16 protein-coding genes are annotated in these 21529 nt (G+C 53.4%); 5 read left to right on the forward strand and 11 right to left on the reverse strand.

The features are described from left to right. Positions 1-20: 20 nt before the first annotated feature. Together G5A07_RS03345 and G5A07_RS03350 are read left to right on the forward strand one after the other, a co-directional pair. Entirely contained in the window at positions 21-1445 is a 1425-nt protein-coding gene (locus G5A07_RS03345; protein ID WP_191862716.1) for a site-specific integrase, read from the forward strand. Positions 1446-1612: 167 nt separating this feature from the next. Next, positions 1613-3784, forward strand: coding sequence for a type 4 pilus major pilin (locus G5A07_RS03350; RefSeq protein WP_262405822.1), 2172 nt, complete (start codon positions 1613-1615; stop codon positions 3782-3784). A 20-nt stretch (positions 3785-3804) separates the two neighbouring features. Here G5A07_RS03350 and G5A07_RS03355 read toward each other — a convergent pair whose 3' ends face one another. Beyond that, the gene (locus tag G5A07_RS03355) at positions 3805-4344 is read right to left on the reverse strand and encodes a hypothetical protein (protein WP_191862720.1); all 540 of its coding nucleotides are present in this window, start codon (positions 4342-4344) and stop codon (positions 3805-3807) included. A 236-nt stretch (positions 4345-4580) separates the two neighbouring features. Between G5A07_RS03355 and G5A07_RS03360 the strand changes: the two genes are divergently transcribed. The 3 genes from G5A07_RS03360 (at position 4581) to G5A07_RS03370 (ending at position 7626) form a co-directional block, all read left to right on the forward strand. Next, positions 4581-6188: a YadA-like family protein gene (locus G5A07_RS03360; protein ID WP_191862722.1), complete on the forward strand. Its 1608-nt coding sequence runs from the start codon at positions 4581-4583 to the stop codon at positions 6186-6188. An 86-nt stretch (positions 6189-6274) separates the two neighbouring features. Then, complete coding sequence (locus G5A07_RS03365) at positions 6275-6682, forward strand: carboxypeptidase-like regulatory domain-containing protein (protein ID WP_191862723.1); 408 nt, start codon at positions 6275-6277, stop codon at positions 6680-6682. A gap of 560 nt (positions 6683-7242) precedes the next feature. Further along, positions 7243-7626, forward strand: coding sequence for a GIY-YIG nuclease family protein (locus tag G5A07_RS03370; protein WP_191862725.1), 384 nt, complete (start codon positions 7243-7245; stop codon positions 7624-7626). A 3-nt stretch (positions 7627-7629) separates the two neighbouring features. Here G5A07_RS03370 and mobF read toward each other — a convergent pair whose 3' ends face one another. The 10 genes from mobF to G5A07_RS03420 all read right to left on the reverse strand — a co-directional run bounded on the left by mobF (position 7630) and on the right by G5A07_RS03420 (position 20945). Further along, the gene (mobF, locus tag G5A07_RS03375) at positions 7630-10437 is read right to left on the reverse strand and encodes a MobF family relaxase (protein WP_191862727.1); all 2808 of its coding nucleotides are present in this window, start codon (positions 10435-10437) and stop codon (positions 7630-7632) included. Further along, a complete protein-coding gene (locus G5A07_RS03380) occupies positions 10437-11741 on the reverse strand; it encodes an ankyrin repeat domain-containing protein (protein WP_191862728.1) in 1305 nt (434 codons plus the stop codon). The genes mobF and G5A07_RS03380 overlap by 1 nt, the downstream gene beginning before the upstream one ends. Positions 11742-11805: 64 nt before the next feature. Continuing rightward, on the reverse strand, positions 11806-13677 hold the full coding sequence (locus G5A07_RS03385) for a type IV secretion system DNA-binding domain-containing protein (RefSeq protein ID WP_191862730.1): 1872 nt from the start codon (positions 13675-13677) through the stop codon (positions 11806-11808). Next, positions 13640-14296, reverse strand: coding sequence for a M15 family metallopeptidase (locus G5A07_RS03390; RefSeq protein WP_191862732.1), 657 nt, complete (start codon positions 14294-14296; stop codon positions 13640-13642). Before G5A07_RS03390 ends, G5A07_RS03385 begins: the two co-directional genes overlap by 38 nt. A gap of 99 nt (positions 14297-14395) precedes the next feature. Next, positions 14396-15259, reverse strand: coding sequence for a hypothetical protein (locus G5A07_RS03395; protein WP_191862734.1), 864 nt, complete (start codon positions 15257-15259; stop codon positions 14396-14398). Further along, the gene (locus tag G5A07_RS03400; RefSeq protein ID WP_223107573.1) at positions 15252-18251 is read right to left on the reverse strand and encodes a TraM recognition domain-containing protein; all 3000 of its coding nucleotides are present in this window, start codon (positions 18249-18251) and stop codon (positions 15252-15254) included. The genes G5A07_RS03395 and G5A07_RS03400 overlap by 8 nt, the downstream gene beginning before the upstream one ends. Further along, positions 18248-18772, reverse strand: a complete 525-nt coding sequence (locus tag G5A07_RS03405; protein ID WP_191862738.1) for a hypothetical protein — start codon at positions 18770-18772, stop codon at positions 18248-18250. Before G5A07_RS03405 ends, G5A07_RS03400 begins: the two co-directional genes overlap by 4 nt. Before the next feature lie 98 nt (positions 18773-18870). Beyond that, complete coding sequence (locus G5A07_RS03410; RefSeq protein WP_191862740.1) at positions 18871-19749, reverse strand: hypothetical protein; 879 nt, start codon at positions 19747-19749, stop codon at positions 18871-18873. A gap of 50 nt (positions 19750-19799) precedes the next feature. Then, positions 19800-20435, reverse strand: a complete 636-nt coding sequence (locus G5A07_RS03415) for a glycine zipper 2TM domain-containing protein (protein ID WP_191862742.1) — start codon at positions 20433-20435, stop codon at positions 19800-19802. A gap of 42 nt (positions 20436-20477) precedes the next feature. Next, the gene (locus tag G5A07_RS03420) at positions 20478-20945 is read right to left on the reverse strand and encodes a hypothetical protein (RefSeq protein WP_191862743.1); all 468 of its coding nucleotides are present in this window, start codon (positions 20943-20945) and stop codon (positions 20478-20480) included. Positions 20946-21529 lie beyond the last annotated feature (584 nt).

The raw sequence follows: 21529 nt of genomic DNA on the forward strand, positions 1-21529 counted from the left end.
CAGCGTTAAGGATACAGGCAATGTCGAAGATGACCAAGATGAAGAAGCCCACAAGTAGCGTACCGGGTGTCGCCTTCCGCAGTGACGGCTCCCCTCGTTGGGAGGTTCGAATCCGCTGGATGGTCAACGGCGAGAAGCGACACCTCCCAACGGTCCGCTACCCAGTGGACCTTGACGCGCCCAAGGGGGCAGACACCCACATCGAACGTGCGCGCACGGATGCCGAGGTGTACGCCAAGCAACAACGTCAAAAAATCAAAAGCGACTCCTTGGAGTGGTCCAGCGCCGCCCACCACTACACCCTTCGCGGAATTTTGGAGCGCTACCGCCAAGAGGTGGAACAAGGGCTCATCACTACCCAGGAGGACCGCGAAAAGAAGAAGATGGCCTCTGAGCATGTGCCCTTGAAGGCCCACGTGCGCAAGAGCGTGACTAAGGAATTGTCAGCCATTGCCGTGATGCTCGGCACAGCCACCACCGGGCCCAACCGCGACGGGTTTCCCGACATCGTGGACCGGCGAATGGACCAACTTTCCTACGACCTGTTTCACTCCCCCAACAGCACCGAGGCGTTGAACTGGCGGTTGAAGGGGCAAGACGGTAAGCAAGCCCCACCCGGAAGCGTTAAGCGTCTTTTGTCGTCTCTGCGCACAATCATCAACCACGCCAGAAAAGTATGGAAGTTGTCACTGGACAACCCATTGGCGACACTCAGAGACATCAAAATCAATGATAAGCGCGAGCGAACCATTGATGCCGAGGAATGGGAGTTGCTTTGCCAATGGATGGAGCGAAGCCGCACTGATCCCACAACCTACGCTGCCATCCGCTTCGCCCGCTTCTCTGCTGCACGCCGGGCGGAAGTGTGCAAATTGGATTGGTCAGACATCGACCAACGGAAGAAATTGGCTTTGCTGCGCGACACCAAATCGAACGCCGGGGAGAGTCGTCAGCGCTCAATTCCTCTCAACGGCGACACAATGGCCATTTTGGAAGCGCTTCGGGCCAATCGCACAGCCAAGGACCTAGTGGGACCTGTGTTTCGAACCAGCAGAGGTAAGCGCTTGCGTCCCGACACCATCACCCAGGCTTGGTCCAGGGCGCGTGAGGCAGTGGCCGACGAAACGGGGCGTGAGGAAATCCGCACCGCTCGCCTGCACGATCTGCGCCATACCCGTGTCACGGAATTGGGCACTTTGCTTTCAGCGGCAGAAGCAGCCATGGTGTCCGGGCACCGCGATATGGGCACATTCATGCGGTACTTCAACCCGAAGCCCGAAGACATTGGGCGGCGCATTGACGCACTGGAAGCCCAAAAAGGTGATAACAAGGAACTACAGGGTTTGATTGAAAGACTAGCCCTGCATTCGGTTGAAGATATCACAGCGGTTTTCATGTCAGCCATCCAACGAAAAACGCTCACAGAGTCGAATAAAGGACGATAACCCAAGCCCCAGCAATGGGGCTTATTTAATGAAAACGAATTTCACCACCCTTACAATGGGAACAAAATAAAACGCCACCAGAAGACATTTATTTAGCAGAGCAAAAGCTTGCCAAAAGAAAAAAGCCTCGTAATGTGATTACAATAGATATTATTTTACGGGGCGCGATGACGCAAAGAGGTTTTAATTTAATCGAGATGACTCTAGTCATGGCGCTCATTGTCGGACTGGGTGCATTTACTTATAAGCTATTCAAGCCATCAGCTTCGATGGCTGCGATCCGCACAGAACAATCCCGCTCGGGACAAATTGTCCAATCGCTCACGGATCTATATGTACTGCAACCGTCGTACGCTGGCCTATCAACAGCGACGCTTGAAAGCACGTACAACTCAAAATTCATTGTGCGCAATGGAACATTGGACACACCATCAAGCGTTGGCGCCTCGGCCATTGTGCAACCCGGAACGGCTTTTGGGACCAACGACTCAATTGATCTGATTTATCAGTCTGTACCAAGTGGCTCGTGCGTGAACCTGGCAACAGCATTGGCCCGCTCGGCGGATTTTGTGCGCATCAACAGCGTTGAGGTGCAAAAACCCTACTCCAAATTGCGCGAGGACTTATTGGCAACTCAATGCGCCACGCGCAACGGCAATGAAGTGCTTTTTCGCTACACCAATAAAAGTGTTTCATCTCAAGCAACAGATATGCTGGCCTGTGAGTGTTCGCCCACGATTGAAACCCAAACATTGGCGTGTCCAGACAACGCAAGCGGCTCTATTACCCAGCGGCGCAACGCTACGTGCCCAGCAACATCGTGCCCCAGCCGCCAATGGACATCATGGGTGACCATCAGCAACACATGTGGTGCCAACGCCGCTCCTGTTCCAATGATCGATCCCCACGCTCCACAGGCCGCGTGCGTACCGAACGCCGAGCAGCGTGTATCGAACTGTCCAAGTAATCAAATTGGATTTGTCATTGAAGGACGATCACGCGCGTGCCCAAGTGAACAATGGGGAGCGTGGGCTCCCGTCACTCGGAATTGCATCGATCCGGGCCCACCACAAACAGCATGCGAATTTGACCCGGCAACGGATAAAAGCACAGAAACGACTGCATGCCCTGCCGATCAAGGTGGAAACATCATCCGTGAGCGCTACCGCAATTGCAAAGCGGATGGAACAAAAGAATGGGGTGAGTGGCAGACGATGACAAATACATGCAGCGCGTCGTGCACAACTACAGGCACGTGCTGTACGCCAGGACGCATGCAAAGGGCCACTTCTGTGCCCTGCGCAATTCACACCTATGGTGAGCGCAATGGTGTTGAACAACAATACTCGCGCTGCGCCAACGCAACAACTGCTCCTGTTTGGAGCGGTGTGTGGGAACTAAAAACCTCATCTGTGGTGGGACAATGCAACGCATGTCCGGCTGACACGTCCTCCACATTATCCCGCACGGAACCCCGCTCAGGATCCTGCCCGGCTGGCTCATATGGAAATCAGACTTGGGAAGCGGTTTTCAATCAGTCCATGACGGTAGCGTATGCATGCAACAGCAAGTCTGGTCAAACATCACCTGGGCGATCAGAAACGTATGGCGCATGGGTCGAGTCTGGCACCAGAAACCACAGTAGCAATTGTGCAACATGCCCATCCCCTTACAGCGAAACCGATGAGCAATGGCAACGTGTGGATCTTGGATGCCCAAGCGGTTACGCGGGACAAAACTCGTATGAGAAGCAACAGCATCGCCAACGGACAATAAGCTTCAATTGTCCAAACGGTCAGGCAACTGCACCCTCACCCAGCGTCGGCGCCTGGGGCGGCTGGTACGATACGGGCGCGCAACGCAATCATGTGAACACCTGCACCATTTCAGAAACATTCCCAACCAGACTCCCTGTGCAAACGATCCGGGGCGCGTGGGCGCGTGCCGGAGAGAGTGGTTTCGGCTGGGCGATTGCTTGCGACAATTCAACATTGACATCGCTATACGGTGCGCATCAATACAACGCAGGGCAATGCATCAAAAATCCAAACGTCAGCGAGAACTTTGGATACGCAACCTGGGCACCTGAATATAACGGGCCGTTCTCATTCCATAGATCTGGAACGATCACGCCCGCCGTGAGTGCGTGCTTATCATCCCTAACAGCTCAGCACTACGGGATGAGGATTAGCAACATTGGGGCAACACAAATCAATTGGCCCAGTCAATGTTCGTGTGAAAAGTTGAACCGGGCCAGTGTGGTCGCCTATGAATACACAGCAGTGGGTTGGGATAGCGATGGAGCGCGACTGAAGCTTTACGAATACAGATGCGATTGACACAGCACCGCGCATCACTTTCAGCGGGGGATTTCTCCAACCTTCCGAGTCTTCCCCCGCTCGTCCTTTCTTAGGAGTGTACGACCAGCAACCAACCAGCTGACGCCCGAATAGTTGTAGTCAACGCGCGAAAAACCGGACGAACCATCGTTGCGTACGGTTGCTGCCCCAGCGGATGGGTCTTTATGGCGTTCGGCCCATGCCCGTTCCGCAGCTCCAATTGAAAGAATTTTTTGGGTGGGGTGGGAATGGATGATTTCGCCAGTGAACCGCGCCCCTTGCTGGATTTCGCCCGTATCAATGGTGCAGCCAATGCTTACGCCATCAGTGAAAACTTGAACACTGTACGAACCATCGTCCCGGACGCCAATCGCCGCACAGGCCTCATGACCGGTTCTATCCGTATAAGTGCGAAGCTTTAAGCCGACCACGGCAAGAAATTCGGTCAGACCCTGCCCGTGCATCGATTCGATTATGTCAATTTGCTCGCGAGCCTGACAATGCACTATGGAAACAACGCTCAGAGCCAAAGCAATACTTGTTGAATATATAACTCTCATAATTACCCCATAAATGCACTAGACACTTACCGGGTAACAAAAAACAAACAATGTCAATATGATATGACTTGACTCAGCAAAGCATTCTGCTAATTTCAAAACACCATTCGCATTCACCTCCTTGTGCGATATGGCAAAGCCCCCTCACCGGGGGCTTTTTTTCAGTGGAATTCTGAAGCTTGACAAAAACAAAATGTTTGCTTTCTTGAGATAAGTACGTCTAAAAGGAGGCACTCATGAGACATCCGTTGTTTTATCACCTATTCACTGCCACTTGCGTTTCCATTGCGTTCAATGCGAGTGCAAACGCTCAAGCAACGATCCCGAACTACGGGGATGCGGCGCGTCAACAATATTGGGTCGGCCCAGGGAACTCCGCAACCCATGCCGATCCAGCCTGGGAACGAAACCTGACCAACTTGTATTTCAGCGGAACAAACAATGATCTAAACATCACAAATCCACTGACACACAATGTGGCCGATGTATTTATTAGCGGATCAAATAACAAAAGCGATACGGGTTTTGTCGTCATCAACGGGTCTGAAAATATCCTTCGATCCGATTGGGTGTACGCAAATGATCCCGCCATATCACCAACCACCGGCCAAATTTATGTGAACGGCGGCGGAAATGATTTGAACGGGCGAAACCTCAATATTCACGGAAGTTTCAATCGCGCCAATGGGGAGTTCACAAGCTCGTTGGGAGACAACAACGAACTCGGCTCCAATGTCCGCAACCTTGGAAGCGGCAATGCCGTTGCGGACAGTGGAACAAGTATTGGCTTCGGAAACCGCGTGACCTACGCAAGCAGCGCAGGAGGTCCGGGGGGGATCGCGCTTGGCAACTACACCGTCGTTGAAGCGGCGTGCGTCTCCATAGGTTACGGATCCACTTGCAATGAGAACCGCACTGTCTCGTTCGGCCAGACGGGAAGTAGCTTGCTGTCTCGTCTCATTGGTGTTGCCGCTGGTCAAGCTGACGACGACGCTGTGAACCTCGGACAGTTGAAGGCGGTGACCCAAACACTCGGCGGAACCGCCGGGTTCACCAATGGCGTCTACAACGGCTGGAACGTCACCCTTGGGGGATCAAGCTACAGCAACGTCCACGACGCTCTCACGTCGATAGACGGGCGTTTGACCGCCGTTGAAAACAACCCTGGCGGCAGCGCACCGGGTCCGGCAGGTCCACCAGGTCGAGACGGGGCTCCTGGTCGAGACGGCATTGGGCAAGACGGGCGTGATGGATTGAATGGTTTGGATGGACGCAGTGCGTACGAGGTGGCTGTTGATGAGGGATACAAAGGCTCAGAGCAGGAGTGGCTCGCATCCCTGCGTGGGCAAGATGGGCGTGACGGCAAGGACGGGGTTGATGGTGCCTCCGATCCGCTGACCGTCAAATACGACGACGAAAGCAAATCTCAGGTGAGTCTCAAAAGCTCAACGTCCCAGCCCGTCCGAATGACTGGCGTGGCGAATGGACGGATTGAGCAAGGCTCAACCGATGCCGTAAACGGTGGTCAGTTGTGGGATTTTGAGACACGCATGAACGATCGGTGGGAAGACACGAACAACCGCATCTCCCGCCAAGACAAGCGCATCAATGGACTGGGTGCGCAGGCTATGGCGATGGGGCAAATGGCCATGTCAAGCCAGTACCTACCCGTTGGCAAAGTGTCGATCAACGCGGCTGTGGGCTTCTATGGGCCAGAAACTGCGGTGGCAATTGGAGCAACCGCACAGGTCACTGAGCGTGTTCGCATCACATTAGGCATCACAGGGGGATCTGGTGGATCCAACGTCGGTGGCGGCTTTGGGGCCTCGTACATCTTCGATTGATCCAACCGCACCGCCTACAACTTGGCCGTACCAATAGGGGCACCGTCAAGTGCCCCTATTTTTTTACCTCAAAAAGGAGAAGTCACATGATCAAACTTTTAATAATCGCCATCGCGATGTTGTTCTCATCGCATCACGCCCACGCAGCAAATGCACTTGCATCGGACATTGTTGGCGTGGTTGTCGATGCCTCTGGCAGGCCCATGGCCGGGCAAGTGGTGCGGGTGCTCCATCACGAGACAAACCGAACGATTGAACGCAGAACCAATTCAAAGGGCCGGTATCACTTCAACAACCTTCGCTCCGATGGAACCTACACCGTCGAGAACAACGCCACGCGCCACACAGGACGCGTGCAATTGGGGCGGACACACCGACAGAACATTATCGGCGAGCCCATTCGTTACGACTCTCCATCGCACTTGTTTTCTTGGATTTGGTCGGGCCCAGGAACAAGCATTCAACCTGAAAGCGGACTTGTAGAACGCAAATAGCGGATTGACAAAATTCACTTATTTGGTTGGATGAATTGGACATAACGCGAGAGGAGAGCCAAGCGATGACGAACTACAAATTGCGCGTACAGCCCGTTTCCGTTCAACAAACGAAACGACGACATCAAGCGCATGATCCCCCAGTGGTCCGTATTGAAACGAGCCATTACTGATGCCTCAGCCAACACCTGCAACATGTGCGGAGCGCGGCTGAATGGAGGCGTGTACCGACCCGACGTTATGTGCGTATGGGAGTACGACACGCACACCCAGGAACAGCGTTTGATCAACATCGTTTGCGCGTGTGAGATGTGTTTGATCACAAACGACTGGATCAGCGCTATCGCCTCCCATCGGGGTGCACAAGCAAAAGAACACTTCAAGAGGGTAAACGACTGCAACGACGATGCAGCAGACGCGCACATTTCTCAAGCGATGAGAAATTGGAGCGCACGCAACAGCATCATGGGGACCTACAACTTATCGTGGATCAACACGCACTTTGAAGGGACTGCATGGGTTTAGGGCGAAGCGAACGACACCACGCTCGCGTTCGTCACTTGTACGCTTTGCGCTTCAACAACAACGCCGTATACATCGGACAGACCGTAGATTTAAAGCGCCGGGAGAACCAGCACCGATCGGCAGCTGGCGGATGGAAAACGGAATTTGAGTTCATTCCATTGGAGTCCGTCACCGGCACAAAAGAGGAACTTGAGCATCACGAGTTCGCGTGGCGGTACGTCGCCCAATGCAATGGTCATGTGGTGTATGGCAAGCCACCCAACATCATTGTCAACCCAGCCAAGAAGCTGACGTGGGAGCGCAGGCGGCTTGTGAAACAAAAGGCCTGGACCATACGCAAAAAGCACAACCACACTTGGTCCTGGGCCACCGCATCTGCGGTCGTTGCACTCGGTCTGGCCCTATGGATGCTCTTGTAGACCCTATCGCTGGTGGCTGCGTGTCCGACGGACCGCAACCTCCTGTTCTGAGCTTTGTCCCGCAATGTCTTGCAACTCGTCTGGCGAGAACAGGGGATCACTGCTCTTGAGCATATTCTTGTAACGCTGCGCCACACTTTGATCGCGCACGCCTGCTTGCAAAATGTTCTCTGTGAAGCGTTCGCGCGCGTTGTTGTCCCGAATGAAGTCCGCGTCCTCGGCGTCCAGGTAGACCTTGAAAGACCCCTCCGTCATGCGTGTGTAAGCGACCCCAAACGAGGACACATCCACCATGCCGGGGTTTCCCCACAAGCGGATTTGGCTTTTTCCTTGCCCTTGACTGTCGTGCACCGTTCGGGCGTAGTTGAGCTTGACCGCTTTCCACTCATACGTGTTGAAGGTCAATTCTCTTTGATCTTCGTCCATGCGCACCGTGATGTCATATCCTCCCTTGCGGGTGTTTGCGACGACGGAATGAACAACAGCCTCAGTGCCGTTGATCACATTCATCACGCTGTCTGCTGTCGTGAAGGAGATGGGGTCGCCCTTCGCCAGGGTGATATCGACAAACCCCTCCGCGCCCTTGGCCTTGAATGACGCTCCCAAACCCGACACCAAACCCGCCTGCTTGCGGGCCTCACGGATGGTGTCATTGCAGTCTTTGAGGTCGGCGTGGGTGTGCGCAAGAATGAGAAATTCGTTGTCCGGGACATTCTTGCTCATGTAGTCCCGCGCCAGCAGCAGCAAACCATCGGATCTGTTGCTGTACTCCTCGATGCACCCCATGCGGTCAAGCGCGTCAAAAATTTTGCGGGACTTAGAAACGACCTCATCGCGGCTCATCACGTCGTTCTTTCGCGTGCGCTTGCCGGTCTCCGCGTCGTAGAACATCATGGCTATACGACGGGCCTCAGCGTCCTTTTGTCTGCGAATTTCCGTGAGCTCTGAACTGGGAAGCACATCTTCCAACAACGACATGCCCATGCCAGCGCCAACCGGTTGAAGCTGTCGTGTGTCGCCTTGCACGAGTAGCTTTGCGCCGCTGGCCTTGCACGCATCGGTTAGGGCTTTTGACTGATGGATGTTGATCATGCCGCTCTCATCGAGCACCACCACTGTGTTCCTGTCCAACACCAACTCACCTTTCTCGATCATCGCCAGTGTTTTGGTGACCGAACGGCTGACTATGCCCGACTCGTTTTGCAGCTTTTTAGCCGCCTTGTTGCCCACCGCACATCCAATCATCGTGCGTCCTTCAGCTTCAAAGATGTTCTTGATGAAGTCGCCGGTTGCTGTCTTACCGGTCCCCGCAAAACCTGGAACCACCGCGATGCCTGCGCTCTCCACGCAAGCGTGCTGGATAGCCCGGTATTGCTCATCAGAGGGCTTAAAGCCCTTACGCTGCGCCACCCGCTCAATGATGTCATCAGCCGTGGCCTTATCCACTTGCAACCACGTCTCTTCCAGGCGCTGCTTGGCACTTTCGACAAAACGCAACTCTGTGTCCAACATCCATCGCGCCGCGTACCGTTTCTCCGTGTGCACCTTGGAGAGCTTTGCTCCCTTGTCCTGCTCGTGAACAGCCATTGGATCAATTTCAATGGCGTGCTGGCTTGCCTTCATGTTCTCCCACATTGCGAGCATTTCATCCGATGAAAGAACTCCCAAGCCCTCAAGGCCGATGTGCTTCAAAAGTGTTTGCTGGTCGATAACAGATTGTTCTTGGTGCAGGAATGACCACAGTTCCGCCTCCGTACGCGCCTTCACCACGTCATCTTTGCGCTTGGTCAACTCTTCGATGCTCGGAATGTCGTGTGCGTGCGATAGCTCCTCGATCAATCCCTTGAAGTGCTCAACAAGCTCGGCGTGCGAGGGCTCATCTTTGTGCTTGCGCGATTTGGACCATGCATCCTTATCGCTGAGCCCCTGCGCTTTCAGCTCCCGGATCTCCAGGTGGCGCGAGGAAAGGGCCTCAATGAGATCACGGTCGTGCAACCCCTCAATTTCCCAGTATCTCTTTCCTGTGCGCTTGTTATTGACGTCCACAATCTCTTCTTGATGGATGGACACATTGAAAATTTCCTTGAACCGGCTTGCGAAGTGGTTCTCTCCCAACACGCCCATAGCGTGCCGCCAGCGAAACAGCTCGTTGCTGTCGTAGGTTGAGTACTCACCATCAACCCCTTTGCACAAGTTGTAAAAAAGCATATGCACATGTGGGTGGGGTTCCAGATTTCTGGTAGCTTCATGGAAGTGGTGTGACACAACCGTCCCTTCAACACCGATCACATCCTTCCCTCCCTTCCCACGTCGCGTCTCAATCTTCCCTTCCGCGAACTTTGATATGACTGCGGCGCTTTCCATCATCAACTCTTGAATGGTCTGGCGAGCTTTGTCGTCGGCCATTGCGTAGAAGATGCCGACGGATTTTGGCAGCGTCAGTGTCATATCAAAGCCCACTCTGTGACCGCCACGCTCAATAGTCATCTCTGTGCCATCGTCGCGCATGATCGGCTGGCCTTGGCGGTTGCGCTTGACCTCAATGGAACCCACCTGCCCCGCGTTCTGACACAACGGCGTTCCATCGGGCGCAAACCCTTGAGCCAACGCCATCATGTCGTCCTTCTCGACAGGCTTGTCACTCAACCCAAGCTCATGGGCAAGTTGCCCGCACCAACGCATGGTTGGGGCTCCCTGGATCGATACACCATCGTGGTAGTAATGAATGCTCTCCGTGGCAATCAGGTAGTCCACTACATCCACACCCGCTTTATTCTGACCGCGCGAATTCAGCCGTTGAATTGTGAGCATTAGCGGCTCCGGGCTTTGCGCTGGTGGATTTCAACCTCAGATTCGACGCTGCTGTCGCTCTCTCCCTGATGTTGTCGAATGGACTCAAGCAGCATCTCATTCTCCCACTCGCACTCTGCAATACGCTCGTGCAGATACTCAAGCTCTTCCGTGGACCGGTACCGATAATTTAATGTCAGCGTATCCACCAGCGCCGCTGTGTGCTCACGGTTTTCCACGTGCTTGGCGACCAACCGCTCAAGCTCCGTCTCCTCCTGGTTTCTATCGGACTGTGGCTCGGGATCATCTGCGAACAAATCAGCGTCGTCGTCCAACCAATTTTCGGGCGTTGCCTCTTTTCGCACAGCTTCTTCGGGGACCGGCATGTACTCATTCAAGAATTCCGCCACATCACTGTTGTCGCTGGGCTTTGCCTGGGCGGCGTTGCTGGCTCGTGCGCTCTCAAAATGCCGCGCAACGATTTTCATTTGTATCTCATCGCGCCACAACTGCGAGGCCCCATCACTTGTATTACGCGCGACCGCCCCATCGAGATTGACAGTGTTGATGTCACACCCCGACTCCACCAGCACGCGGGCCACCTCTTTGTCTTTGGCAACATGCAAGGGAGTGTTGCCATGAGCGTCCACACTGTTGGGATCACAACCCGCTGAAATCAAAAGCTGGGCCATCTCCGCATCCGACGCGTAGTGCAAGGGCGTGCGTTTGTTCTCATCCAATTCCGATGCCTGATGCAGCAACAACCCAACCAACTCGTGTTTTCCCAGGCGCGCCGCAGCATGAATAAAGAACTCACCGTTCGCCGGTTCGTCCGAACCATAGCGGTACGCCAGGTTGTCCATCCCCTGCTCCAACGCTTTTGACCACAATGGAACGTCTCCATTCCATTGAACCCCATCACTCAAATACTTCATAGCCACATTTTCTTTGCCATCGTCCACCGCCTTGATCAACTGAGCGGACAGACCAATATCTATAGCCGTTTGCCCGAATGCATTGCTCATGTTCGGGTCCACACCTTGATCAACCAAGAATTTCGAGATCTGCATGTGCTGTGGATCAGTGTGGCGCGCCGCAATGTGCAATGGAGTTTCGCCATCGTCGTTCAGCGGTGAGAGTTCGCACCCGCGCGCGAACAAACTGCGAACCATATTGACATCACCTTTTTCCACAGCGATGTGCAGCGCCGTCAAACCGTCCTCATAAATGAAATCGGGATCAGCACCATTTCTAATGGACATATCAAAGAAATCCTTCCGCCCCAATTCGACCGCCTCCCGCATCACCACATTTGACTTATTCATTAGCACCCCTTGAAATACAAATCGCCAATTTCCATAAAAGCAAATATTGCATTTAAGTCAAGATCTAGCGAAACAGCTGATCGATTTCCTCGGACGACAAACCCAACACGTGTTTCCTTTGGTTATCCTCGGGTGTTTTCTGCACCATCTCCATGCCGCAATCAACACTCTTTGCTGCCGCTTCAAGCATCCAACGCGCAGGCACTTGCCCATCGCGCTTGTCGGGGAGCGGCTTACCAGGCCAGGTGAGTATCATTGGATCTGCGTTAGCAAGGCGAACGATGGCTTTGATTCGATAGCCCTTCTTCAACGACACGGGCCCAATATCGCGCGTCAACCGTTCTTCGTGCATCACCGCCTTCCCTTCCGTGTGCACGTTCGATGTGGCGCTATGGTCTTTGCTTGCCATGAGGTTGGTTGAGAACAGGTCGGCAACGTCCTTGCGCTCTTTGTTCGCTTGCATTTGGCACACGACGTGTGTGCCCACGATAGTGGGCAAGGTCTCAGCCTCATCAGGCGGATACCACTTCGACAACATCTTCAGGGACTGTACCGCTGCGATGAACGACACGCCTTTACTGCGGCCCAGCGCCACGAGAGGAAAAATGTTCAACCGTCCCGCTGTCGTCAGCTCGTCAAAAACAAAGTTGATGTGCCGTCTCTTGTGCGGCGGCAGGAATTTATTGTCTTTAAGCTTCGGAGAGATGATCTCCTGAACCGCAACGTTCACCATCGCAGAAATGTACGCCGCTGTTAGTCCGTCGATCCCTCCGCCCTGGACGATCACAGCGTTGCGACCGGTGTAGTCATCGCTTGCCCACTCAGTCACCGAATAGCGCCGCTTTCCGACGCTCGGCCACGCCTGGGCAAGAATGTCTATGTACTGCGTGTACGCCTTGACGGTAGAAATGATGGACGCAGTGGTCTGGCTTTCCGCGTTCTCAACCAAAGCGTAGGCTGCTTTGTAGTTTTCAAATATATCCCCCGCCATTTCCTCAGCGGTCTTGTTTTTCTGATCCCGCAACTCCACCCAGCCCCACCCTTTGCCGTGCTTGGCGATCAGGGTCCGGATAGCGGCGGAGAAAACCATGCGCGCCGCCGTTGTAAAGAACGCGTTGTTGCCACCGGATTCTTCGGGAATAAACGACGCAACAATCACCTCCACCTGAGCAACGGTGTAACAGTCGCACCCAATATCCCAGACATAGGAGCGCAGGTCATAAGGACTGACAATGATTGGTCTTTTTACAACCCGCCGCTGTTGTCCTTTAGGTGTGAGCTCGTCGGCGCAAAAATCGTCATACGCCGTAAAATCCCCTTTCACGTCGTAGCAGAACAGCTTTTCGTCCCGATACAACATTTGACGTATGACATGCTTGAGAATTTCTGTCTTTCCAGCCCCAACTTTGCCGAAAATGAGGATATGTCTGCACCACTCTTCGTCCGGCAACATCAGATCGGGGTGAAGCGTCCGGCTTACGCTGTCTTTGCACGTCGTCTTACTGACGATGCGGGCGTACCGAATAGCATCATCTCCTTCGCGCACCACCGAGCCTTTCAAGGCCCATGTATTGGCTCTTGGCTTGAGAGCGACGGTTGCGACGGCCACCGCTGCCACGCAGCTCAGCAACCAGGTCGAAACATACCGCGTAACCTCAACAACGCTGCGCGCGGCCACCTCCTGAAACGAGCGGGCCGCATCAGGGAATACGCTGCCGAGCGTGAGCAGATCCACGCCCGCCCGCATTGACTCGACCACTTCGTAGTAGACAGACTGGCCGCTGGGAACGAACACATTCCCTATCAGTGAGACAAGGACATAGACGAACAGCCACACCGCCGCCGCAGCCGGTACCGCCGTATTCCAATAGCGAACCGGAACAGTTGGGGCGACTGTGTTAGGAACTTGGCCAAACCAGTGGTTGTATACCTGCATAGACCTCCTGTTGTTGGTGTATTGGGCACATCTGTATGACTGCGAACATATTCCGCTCCCATATGGTTTCCGGCTTCGGCAAATACGCTGCTAAAGCAACGTACGGATCGATAGTCGCTTTTTCTGACTGAATTGATCGCCGTGCGCGAATGCTGGCGGCACACGATGCCTTCAATTCGACATGAGGGTAGTCCTGGAACCCTCTCCAGCTTCCACCCCAGCGAAGCCCCACCATTTCTGACAATCGGCCATACAGCATGTAGCCCTGCCGCACGTGGCGGTCGCTCATATCCCAACTGGGCTTACCGTCAATGTGCACCACACTGTCCACAGCCAAGCCATAGTTGTGGCAGGAACGCCCAGCGCCCACTTTGGTGACCCCACTGTTGCTGCTTAGAAGTTGATCCTGGCGCTCCAGCGAGCGGTATCCCTCCATAGGCCGCACGTCGTAACCATTTAATTCCAAAACGTCGTATACGACTTTAAGTCGCGTGCGCAATTCCGGATCAACTTTTTTGAGCTGAACAGCGTTTTTCCGCCATCCTTGAGGCTGTTCTCCAACCGTCGCACACGCGGACAAACCTAGCACAACACATATCAATGCAATACATTTGATCATTATTCCTCCTTGTGGAATATGGCGATCATTCCATTACAATTGACATTCCATTTTTGTCAAGCCAAAAAAAAGGCCGCCGCAGCAGCCTTTTCTATTTGGTTATTGGACACGTTTGCGCACCTGCGTATCACTTTCAGATTCAGCGCTTGAATGCACTGGGTTTCTTGTCGCCATAAGAGCTTGATCCACTTCACGCTCCTTTGGCATTCGTCCCAACTCCCGCTGCAAGTTGCGTTGCACCTCTGCAAGCTCCTTTAATTCCGGATCATCACCGGCCAGAGTCCGCGCCGCCCAAACCATGGCGGACATCTGATCACCGTTTTCATCAATTCCTTTCGAGAAATCACCGGCACGCTTCTTCCTAAGGTTCGCAAGGATGTCAAATGAATCGTCGCTCAAGCCCATCTTTTGGCTGCGCTCGGATGTAGCTTTGTTGATCTCTGACTCCTCGCTGGGCAACTTTCCCAGTTGTCGGCGCTCGTTGGTGGCCTCGATCAATTGCTGATACTTCGCCTCGCGCTGTTCCTGTAAGACCGCGATCTCTTTGGGGGTGCACTTGTCGCTGTACTCAAGCAAAGCCTTGTGCGCTTCACTGACGTTGTTGTCATACACTTCCATTTGCTTCTTCCACTCACCGCGTCCGACCAACAGTGGCTTGTCGTGATCTTTCATGAACATCTCGCGCAATACCAACTGTTCTTCGTACTCGGCTTCACGCTTTGCCAGTCCTGATCCCGACTCGCGACGGCGCAACTCTTCGTCGTACTGCTGTAGGCGTCGATCAAGGCTTAGCACTTCTTTGTCCTTTTCCACCCATTGCTTGGCCTCGGGCTCTGCGCTCCCGCGCATCTTGTCGCGGTACGCGTCATCCGGCTCGGGCAAGATGACTTCCGATGGCGCGGCCTTAGATGTAGCGGGTGCTGATCCTGTGTTCAATAATTCGTCTATTTTGTAATTACTCATGTGTCACCTCCTGTTGTTCAATAGTTGTTTCGTCGTCGTGTAACGAGAGGATATCCTGGGGCTTCACGGCGTACGTCCGTATCACGTCAACCCGTGGTGCGCCAGCGCGTTGGAGAATGACGAACGCTTTGCGTCCGCTTGTCCCCTCCAATGCTTCGTTGATCCGCGCTTGGTTGAAAATATCCCCGTAGGTGTAGCCGGGAGACGTGGCAGCAACCACATAGGATTGTGCGGAACCGGCAATACTGTCCAGGTCACTTCCAGCTAAAGCGTCATTGGCCTTATTCACGCCCCAATTGTTGTTGCGCAAAGCGGACCTACGATCCGACTCGGTGATGATTTTTCCAAACCCGTTGTCCTTCATTTTTTGCAGCAGCGCACGATTTGGGTGATCTTCGATGTTGACCGTCGCCCGGCTGTAGTCCATTAGCGCTTGATCGTAATCAATTCCCAACTGGAACTTGTTGCTGTCGATGACAAGGCTTTGACCTATTTTCCGTGCCAAGAACTCATAACTGGCGGGAGAGCACTTCAAAGCCATGAAGTTGGCAAACTTGTTCAACAACATCATTGCCTTGTCTTTGTTGTGGTTGTACCGCTGCATGAACGACTCAATATCTTGCGTCAAGAAGTACAAACTGACACCGAGACTGCGGAAGATGGACGCCATTTCGGCGATTTCGTCGGTCATTAAGAAGTGGCATTCATCCATCATGTAAAGCATGTCCGTCTCGCCTTCCACCGAACGCCAGTCCACGTCCGCGCGAGCTTTCGCGTATTTGTGAATACGCTTCATCAGCAGCAACATCACAATCCGTGCCGATGGATATTTGTCGGTCTTCAAATCCACACCTACAAATTTTCCACGGAAGACTTCGGTGATATCCATTCCATGCTCGGTCATGGACCAACGGCCCTCGTCGGTTCCATCGCTGAAATCCTCCGTCGAGATAAGTTGGTTCATCCAGGTGTTGACGTTGCCCAGGATCGATCCTGCGGTTTCCTCGGGCTGCTTCACCCATTGGTCAACAAAGAACGCGGTTGCGTTTGCCAGCGCGGACCCAGCGACAGCCAAGCGGGGATGCACGCGCTCCACTGTGCGCTCCTTAGTGAAGCCAGGAACCCGATAGCCCAAGTGCGCCAGTATCTTTTTAGCGGGCAGATCCAATTCGTTGTTTCCATCGGCGCGGCGCTTGACCTTCGCCAATTGGTGGCGCATGTCCTCAAGGCTCTGTGGTGTCCAGAAGTATGTCCGTCCTGTTTCAATGACAGTTCGGAACGCAACCATTTGACGCGATAAGTCTCTCTGCCGCTCGTTTAATTCCAAGACCTCTGGAAGACCTTCGTTCCAGGCCGCGCCCAAGGTTTTCACCAACTGCCGCTTTGCGGTTAGGATGTACGCGTTTTCCTTTGATATCCGCGTAATCTGCTCGGCAGCGTTATTGATGTTGAACTTCTCGTTCTCAATCAGCGCGCTTAAAATGATGAGCGCTGCCTTCAAAAAATCGGCTGCGGATTGCGTCCAGAAGTCCGGTTCTGCTTTTGGATCCAAGGACATTAAAGCGTCCAACACCTCATCGGGTGTCAACCCCTCAAAATACGCAAGCTTGATACCCGGTCTTACGCACCAATCCAAGCCATTGCGCACCTCAGAAGCCAATGCCCCTTTTCCGCACAACACCAGCATCCCCATTTTGACCCCAGCTTTGCGCGCTTTGATCATCTCTTGACAACGGGGCCGCGCACTGACGGTCGTCTTCCCCTGTCCGGTGTCGCCAATGGTCAACATGTGCATGCTCATATCATTCATGGACAGCCACACGGGAAGATCCGACGGCGGCCCAAACGGATATCCCCGCTGGGTGCGAACCGTCCCGGTGGATGTTCCAATCGTGAACTTCCAGGTGTCGTCTTCGATGGCGCGCAACTGCTGCCCTTCTTTTTTCTCACGAATTTCTCGGCGCTTTGATTCATTGACCACGCCAGCGACCTCAGCGGCATTTTTTTGCAGCATCCACGTCCGCTGTACATAGTTTCGGTACGCATAGATCAAGGGATATAAACAGAACACGGACGCCACAACGACCACTTTCATCACACCGGGGAACAGCATCAACAACGACATCAACACAACAGCGATGACGCCCACGATCATCCCCTTCCGAACTTTGGTGAGCGCTCCCCCCATGACGCTGGCCGAGTTGCCCGCAATGCCTTGCCACATCCATGCAAGCACACCGCCCACCACCGCACCGAGCAGTGGCAAGGCAAGCAATCCTGTTTCTCCAATGATCGGCATCTTCCTAGCCAGCCCCATGATCTCTTGAGTGCTCAGCGCTGAAATCAGCATTCCCAATACACCGCTGGTCCCGCTGTATAAAAGACCAACGATCAACGTCACCACGTACATGGCCCCGGCCTTCACCGCCTCCGTCCCATTTTCGGAGTGGTAGAGTGCGACGATGTTGATCCAAGCAAACAGAGCTGGGATGACACCAAGCCAAGCGTTGAATTGCATGAGCAAGACGGTTGCGCAAGCCATTACAGGGACCATTGCGTAAGCAATAGGTGTTGCTGTGGAGTCGGAACCCTGTCCCAGGTCATCCGGGTGAACAAAGTGCTCCCACGACTTGCCGTCTAATGTCTCCCGGCCATTGATGGATCCAGACTCATCAAGGTCTTCCGTTGCGGTCGGCCAGAACAGCGCCCACTTGTCCCGCAATGAACGATCATTGCGTATGGCTTCGTCGGAGATGTACGCAGGCATGGTCCACAGATCTTTGTCTTCGTCGTACTCCGCGTCCCAGTTGACAAGAACCTCTTCAAGCCCCTCTGTGTTGTACAACTTGCGCGAAGGGATTTGCTGTGAAACCTCATTCGCCAAGCGCTCATAGCGGCGCTGCGCCTCTTTAGAAATTTCCGTATTGATGTACGAACCAGACTTGCCGCCCAACAATCGCGATACAACGTCTTGTAAAAAATAGAGCATCATTCACCTCCTTTTATTTTTTCTTGCGAACTCTGGGCTTCAACCTTCTGCTTGAATGCAAGCACTTTGCTGTCGCGCGCGGCCTTCAAATCCTCAATCCTCGCCAACTTCTCCTCGGCGCTGTAATCGGATTGCTCAATGGAAGAAATCTTCTTCGCCGTCTCGGCGTTCTGTTGCGCCTCAAACGACGCGATCAGGCGCTGCTCGACCGTCGGCATAAACAACCAGGTCAACACCATCAAAATTGAACAAAGCACCACACCATTCAGGAACGATGACCAGGCCACATGTTTGGCCTCCACGTCCCGCAGCTGCTGGGCCGCAAGTGAACTGCTCATCCATGCTTGCCTCCCATCCAACGCAATATCTTGATCGGTTCCCCGGTCTGTCTTGTCGTAGTAGTACTGCTCAACAACCTTTCTGTGGGTCATCATCATCTGCGGGATCGGCGACTTTATTAAATGCCGACCGTAGAACCCATACAGTCGCGACGACAATTTCAGCTTTCGCGGGTTCTTGTACATGATGAGCAATTCGCCACGCACTTTATTTAGTACTCCCATACAACCTCCTTCTTAATCATGACTTCATACAATCCGAAACCAGCAATTTGTCAACACCATCAAAATTGTTCCGCCCACTTATCCAGGTCATCGCTTGCGCGTTTCTGCCAATCATCAGCCAGGCTCTTCTGCGAGCGCGCTTTTGGCTTTTCTTGCTGACGGGTTCGGGGCGCAGCTGTGCTTTCAGTGTCTTGTGGATGAGCAGAACGAATTGACTGGGACTCTTGGACCACTTTCTTTGGACTGTCGTTGCTATCGGCATTGGATTGCGAATTGGCATCAACCTGATCTTGGGTTGGCTCAATATTCGTCACCGTTGGCACGTCTTGATCCACAATCTCTTCAGTTGAATCACCGAGCGACTCACTGGCAACGGCAAAGGGATCGACGGGTGCGACCGCAGGCAGCGCCGTGGGGCTCGCTCCCGCGACACCTTTGGTGCCAAACACTTTTAGGTACACACCGCACCCAATGCCGATAGCAGCCAGGATGGCAAGCACAATCGTTATACGTGGGGTCTTTCGTTTGATTGAGGCTGGGCCCTTATCGTTACCAATCTCGTGCAGCGGGCTAGGGTCGGGCGTGTTGATTGATACAACGTCCGACACGTCATGGAAATCTTCTTCCACTGACGCAGTTCGCTCGATCTCCGCTCCAACATTGTTCTTGGTGTGTACTGAGCCCTGCTGCCCCACCTGCAACTTTTCGACAAGCGCTTTTTTTCCTTTCCCTACCGCACCCATCAATTGAGCACCGACCTTAACAGCCGATTGTTTGGCCACGTCCGTGACCGCATGGATTGCCTGCACCGTCTTTTCAACCTCGCCATCCAAAACAACGGGTTCGACTTCGGTTTTAAATTTCAATTCACCGCTTTGCTTCAAGCGCTTGAGTTCCGCTATTCGCGCAGCCCGCTCGTGTTTGCTTTCATCACTCATATCTGCTTGCTCCTATATGTAGAAGACAGGGTGGTTGCCCACCCTACCGATCAGTCCAACTGTGCAATTGGGGAAATGACGAACTGGGATTCACCGCTGCCACAGCGCACGTTGACGATGTGCTGAACTCCTTTCCCTGTGAACGCGTTGCGCTTGCCCAGTTCAATAAACGGAACCTCACAGGCTTGTTTGCCCGTAAACGTGAATGTCAGCTGGTTTTTTGCGCCGCTCGATATCTTGGCAATCTTGTCGAACACCGATGCCGTCTTGTCACTGATGGCCGTCATGTCCGTAGGGTTATAGGCCACAACCATGGAACCGAGCTCCTTCGTTGCCTGCCCCTTGTCGTCCACTCCGTCTTGCTCCACAACAGCCGACCGCAATCCCGCGTCGGCGATTTCCTGTTGCGCGCTCTTGAACTCCTGCAACTGTCTTGCCTTACTCCATTTCTTTCCAAAGAAATTACCGGCACCGCAACCTGCAGCTGCACCGCCAATACCGCCGAGTGCCTTGTCGTCTTTGAACAACTTCGTACCCAAGACGCCGCCCAGGACTCCGCCGACAGCGCAACCAATCTTTCCTGCCTTCTGCGTTCGCTGTTCGCTTTCTTGAGCAGCTTGTTGCGCATGCACGCCAGTCGTGGCTAAAAGCGCCGCAACCAAAACCATGTGTGTAATCTTTTTCATAATTGACTCTCCTCAAACGATTGATAGTGGATACAACTGTTTTTATCCGCCGCCAAATATCATTTCACCCGTATCGGGATCGACTCGGCGGTTCTGCGGCGCGCCCGACCCAGGGCGGTGCAATTCGACTGTGCCTCCCAGCACACTTTTGATTTGCTGTGGAATGGCTTGCACGAGCGCCTTCATTGCGTCCTTAGTGTCCTTGCGGTACTTGTCAATCTCTTCTGAGTTGTGCCTAACAAGCATCTCAATGACTTCATCAAGAACGGTTTTGAATTGCTCACGATTGCTGCGGCTGTCGGCAATCAACTCCAAGCGCGACTGCGCAATGCTGACTTTGAAGTCACGTTGCAAATCCATCATTTCGGATTTGAGTTTCGTTATCTCATGACGCAACTCCTCTGTTGCCCCCACGTCCATCAAAGAACGCCGGACCAATTCTGAAAACGTAATCCCCCGCCGCTTCGCCAACGCCTCATAACGAGTTACTTCAACATCATCGAACAACACATTTTTTATTTTCGACACAGAAATCCCCAATTACCCCGTTCAATTCAGAGAAACAGAAAACACATGTTTGTCAAGAGGGGTTTTCGTATCTAAATCAGGGGATTCACAAATAATTGATACCCTTTTGAATGTGTGTGCTGGCACATGCCCTTAAACTCATGTGGCGCAATGGCTTCGCGCACTTTAATGCCACCAGAACACACATGAGTTCAGACACCGAAAGGTGCGTAATGTGCATATGTTTTAATCGTCGTCCCCCGACCTCGCTTTGTCTTCGGCCACCCCGGCTGTTGCTTTTTTCTTTTTAGCTTTTCGTTTTTTTTTCTTTCGCTCTCCTCCGCCCCACTCCTTCGGCTTACCTTGGCCGTTAATCGTCGGCCAAATGAAATTTCAATTCATTCAGAACACTGTCCCTTCCCGCCATCCGTACTCGGTCGCCTCAATTCCCCCGCTCACGTTTGCCACAGGCCATCAATAAAATTTTTCAAAGCCATTGCTCTCGCCCGGCCTTCCTACCAAAGAAAAAATCCCGCCATGTGGCGGGATGTACGACTTTTCCTTAGATGTTTTGTTGAAGCCCCCTC

It is taken from the genome of Stenotrophomonas sp. AS012628 (assembly GCF_010608305.1).
GTDB lineage: Bacteria > Pseudomonadota > Gammaproteobacteria > Xanthomonadales > Xanthomonadaceae > Stenotrophomonas > Stenotrophomonas geniculata.

Coding starts and splice junctions, on each gene's coding strand:
- G5A07_RS03345 (WP_191862716.1), top strand. CDS start 21: ATGTCGAAGATGACCAAGATGAAGAAGCCCACAAGTAGCGTACCGGGT.
- G5A07_RS03350 (WP_262405822.1), top strand. CDS start 1,613: ATGACGCAAAGAGGTTTTAATTTAATCGAGATGACTCTAGTCATGGCG.
- G5A07_RS03355 (WP_191862720.1), bottom strand. CDS start 4,344: ATGAGAGTTATATATTCAACAAGTATTGCTTTGGCTCTGAGCGTTGTT.
- G5A07_RS03360 (WP_191862722.1), top strand. CDS start 4,581: ATGAGACATCCGTTGTTTTATCACCTATTCACTGCCACTTGCGTTTCC.
- G5A07_RS03365 (WP_191862723.1), top strand. CDS start 6,275: ATGATCAAACTTTTAATAATCGCCATCGCGATGTTGTTCTCATCGCAT.
- mobF (WP_191862727.1), bottom strand. CDS start 10,437: ATGCTCACAATTCAACGGCTGAATTCGCGCGGTCAGAATAAAGCGGGT.
- G5A07_RS03380 (WP_191862728.1), bottom strand. CDS start 11,741: ATGAATAAGTCAAATGTGGTGATGCGGGAGGCGGTCGAATTGGGGCGG.
- G5A07_RS03385 (WP_191862730.1), bottom strand. CDS start 13,677: ATGCAGGTATACAACCACTGGTTTGGCCAAGTTCCTAACACAGTCGCC.
- G5A07_RS03390 (WP_191862732.1), bottom strand. CDS start 14,296: ATGATCAAATGTATTGCATTGATATGTGTTGTGCTAGGTTTGTCCGCG.
- G5A07_RS03395 (WP_191862734.1), bottom strand. CDS start 15,259: ATGAGTAATTACAAAATAGACGAATTATTGAACACAGGATCAGCACCC.
- G5A07_RS03400 (WP_223107573.1), bottom strand. CDS start 18,251: ATGATGCTCTATTTTTTACAAGACGTTGTATCGCGATTGTTGGGCGGC.
- G5A07_RS03405 (WP_191862738.1), bottom strand. CDS start 18,772: ATGTACAAGAACCCGCGAAAGCTGAAATTGTCGTCGCGACTGTATGGG.
- G5A07_RS03410 (WP_191862740.1), bottom strand. CDS start 19,749: ATGAGTGATGAAAGCAAACACGAGCGGGCTGCGCGAATAGCGGAACTC.
- G5A07_RS03415 (WP_191862742.1), bottom strand. CDS start 20,435: ATGAAAAAGATTACACACATGGTTTTGGTTGCGGCGCTTTTAGCCACG.